Source organism: Bacteroidota bacterium (assembly GCA_034723125.1).
Lineage (GTDB): Bacteria > Bacteroidota > Bacteroidia > CAILMK01 > JAAYUY01 > JAYEOP01.
Genome location: JAYEOP010000024.1, coordinates 18376 through 21621, shown reverse-complemented (window position 1 = coordinate 21621; position 3246 = coordinate 18376). Strand labels below are relative to the sequence as shown.

General features: G+C 32.9%; 2 protein-coding genes. Both read left to right on the top strand.

Going from position 1 to position 3246, the window contains the following annotated elements:
- Window positions 1-196: 196 nt before the first annotated feature.
- Window positions 197-2374 carry a hypothetical protein gene (locus U9R42_01075; protein ID MEA3494608.1) on the top strand — a complete coding sequence of 726 codons (2178 nt, stop codon included), beginning with the start codon at window positions 197-199 and terminating at the stop codon, window positions 2372-2374.
- 223 nt (window positions 2375-2597) lie between these two features.
- On the top strand, window positions 2598-3246 hold a 649-nt coding region (locus U9R42_01070; protein ID MEA3494607.1), incomplete at its 3' end, for a hypothetical protein.

Sequence of the window (3246 nt, the reverse complement as noted above, 5' to 3'; positions counted from 1 at the left end):
TAAAAATTATTTCCGTAGCTATAGCTTCCGAAACAAGTGCGGAACAAGTTATGCAAAGAATTTTTGCCTAAAAAAAGAAAAATATAATTTAATTTATTTATCAGGCGTTTTGAAATTAAATTGGTATAACCAAAAAATTATTATTAAATTTCCCTCATATTTTTATGTAAAGTATTCTGTTAAAACAAATATTATTATGAAAAAACTTTCTTTATTATTTTTTATTCTTCTAATTTCATTTGTTTCTTTTTCTCAAAATAAGGATGCTTTTGAGCAAATGATGAATGTTGTAGGAATTTCTGAAAAGAATCTTGGTTTTGAACCAAAATCATATTGGATACGTTATCCTAATCCTTCACAAATTCCGTTTAAAAACCCTGCTTTTGATGATCTTTTTAGAGAGCCTCAACGAATTTACGATTACCTAAGTGTACAAAAACAATCTGTAGAAAATTATCTAGCTCCTGAATATTTAGAAAAGCATTCTGATGGGTTAATGAAGTTAGGATTTTATTGTGGAATTATGCATCAAAGCACAGAGTTTAGAGCCTATAGTGCTTCTTTGTGGGCTAAGCCAACAGAAAAACAACCTATGCTAAATGCTATAAAAGATATTTATAAAGTAACTCATAACGTTTTTGAGTACAATCGAATAGGGAAAGCAGGAGAATATCCTTTGAATGAAAAAGATTTAAAAATTGCATTAAAAAATATTCATCCAAGCATACAAAGAGAGGTCGCAGTTGCATTAATAAATCTTACTGAAGCATGGAGATTTACACAAATAGCAATGCGAAATGTTGACTACAAAGATGCGGTACAATGCTGGCGTATCCGACACCTTGGCGAAACTCAATTTGACGGAATGGAATATTTCCCTTGCCTTGAAGATGCAGCAAAAGACATTGATATAAATTCAATTTATTATGCCGGAGCAAAACTTATGGCTGTTGCCGAAGAATTATCAGATACCTTAGTTGCTTTAAAAAATTCTGATTTAAATATTAATTGGAAAAATCAGGAATTTAATTGGCTAAGCCCGATAGGAAGAATTGTTATTTCGGGTACAACAAAAAATACACATCGCTATTCGGATGCATTTTTGGTAATTGACCTTGGAGGTAATGATACTTATTATGGAGCTATTGGTTCAACTCCATCCTTGCAAATCCCTGTTTCACTTGCTATTGATCTTGATGGAGATGATAAATATATTAATGATGATGAATATTTGCCTTCACAAGGAGCAGGAATTTTTGGTGCGGCAATGCTTTACGACCTTGAGGGTGATGATGTTTATCAATCAAAAAGACTTTCACAAGGAGCAGCAATGTTAGGCATAGGAATTTTAGCTGATAATAATGGAGATGATGAATACAAAATGTGGACTTCCGGACAAGGAAGTGCTTATTTTGGTGTTGGTTTGGCAATTGATAACAACGGTAACGATAAATATTCAATTTTTGGTGACGGACAGGGTTATGGTGGAGTTGGAGGTGTTGGCACTTTGATAAATAACACCGGCAACGATCATTATTATGCCGAAAAAGATACAGCAGTTATTTTTCGGATTGACAACTGGCATTCACACGAAGGGCAGTATAATTATTCTTATGTTCAGGGAAGTGGTGTAGGCAGACGAGGAGATGTAACTGACGGACATTCATGGGCTGGCGGAACAGGAACATTAATCGATATTAGCGGTGATGATTTTTATGAAGCAGGTGGCTGGTCTCAAGGTTGTGGTTATTGGTACGGCTCAGGATATTTGTATGATGGAACAGGGAATGATAAATATCATAGCACTCATTGGTCTCAAGCAGCAGGAGCTCATTTTTGCATAGGGGTTTTAATTGATGAAGGTGGAAACGATGAACATGTAAACTGGGGAAAACTTGCAGCAGGAATTGGATTTGGACACGATTATACTATTGCTATTTTCCTAAACAAAGGTGGCAATGATACTTATAAAGTTCATAATGACGGATTTGGATATGCGATAAACAAATCACAAGTTTTCTTTTTTGATACAGAAGGTGATGATAAATACATTACTGGCGAAGGACATCATTACGGTTGGAATAATTTTGATAAACAAAATCCACCCGGCATTTCTTCGGTTTATCACCTTTACTCCGATCAGATTTGCTTTTTTGCCGACCTAAAAGGAAAAGATGTTTACCTTAAAGAAAATTTTGAAACAGGAAAACAAAGTGATGATGAAAGAATGAAAGATGGGGGAGAAAGAATAATTCCAAGTACTGAGGAAAAAGAAAAACTATCGTTAAAAAGATATTATGGAATAAGTGAAGATTTTAAAAACTATAATGGAAAAGAAATTGAATTTTTTAGGAATAAACTAAAACAGAAATAACTACTTTTTTTAAAAAAATTTAAGTAAATTAGTGCATCAAATTCAGTTTATCAACAACTTTGGGGATTTTTGATATATATATACATATATATTGCTATTTTTGTTACCTTTGTTTAAAAAAATAATGAGTAATTCAATAAATAAAATGATATTTAATTGTATTTTAAATAAAATTTATCGTTAGATTTTTGGGTTTCTATACTTAAATATAATACTCACAGTTATGAAATTAATTGTCAAAATAGTTTTAATTATTATAGTTACGTGTACACAAGTTGTTGCTGTATATGCAGCATCATATACTTCTGCAGGAGATGGAGATTGGACTGCTACAGCAACTTGGGGTTCTACGAGTACTCCTGTAAAAGGTGATGACGTTACTATAAACCATGATGTTATTTTAGATGTGGACATACCCCAAAACGGACTATCATCATTAAATATAAGTTCATCAGGGTCATTAATAGGTTCCTATTTAATTACAATGGCAACAAATGCAAATTTTTCAGTTTCAGGATCAATGGATATAGATGAATTAGATATAAAAAACACTAGTGGTTCAGTAGAAATTAATGCAGGAGCAACTGTAAATGTTACGAGTATAATTACAGGGGGAAGTCAAACTACAATGACTGTTGATGGGAAATTAACGGCAGGAAATATTTATAAGGTAAGTATAAGTGGAACCGGTGAAGTTACAAGTACTGCTTATACCGGTAGCACAAGTGTTTTTGGTAATGCTACACCAATAAATGGTACAACTTATTATGGAATACGGTGGACAGGTACTACTAATGCGATATGGGAAACAGCTTCAAATTGGTATAATTCTGTGATTCCTGATGCACTTCAAACATGTCAAATTATTGGGA

Excerpts from the sequence above, each read along its gene's own strand:
- U9R42_01075 (MEA3494608.1), top strand. The coding sequence starts at position 197 with ATGAAAAAACTTTCTTTATTATTTTTTATTCTTCTAATTTCATTTGTT.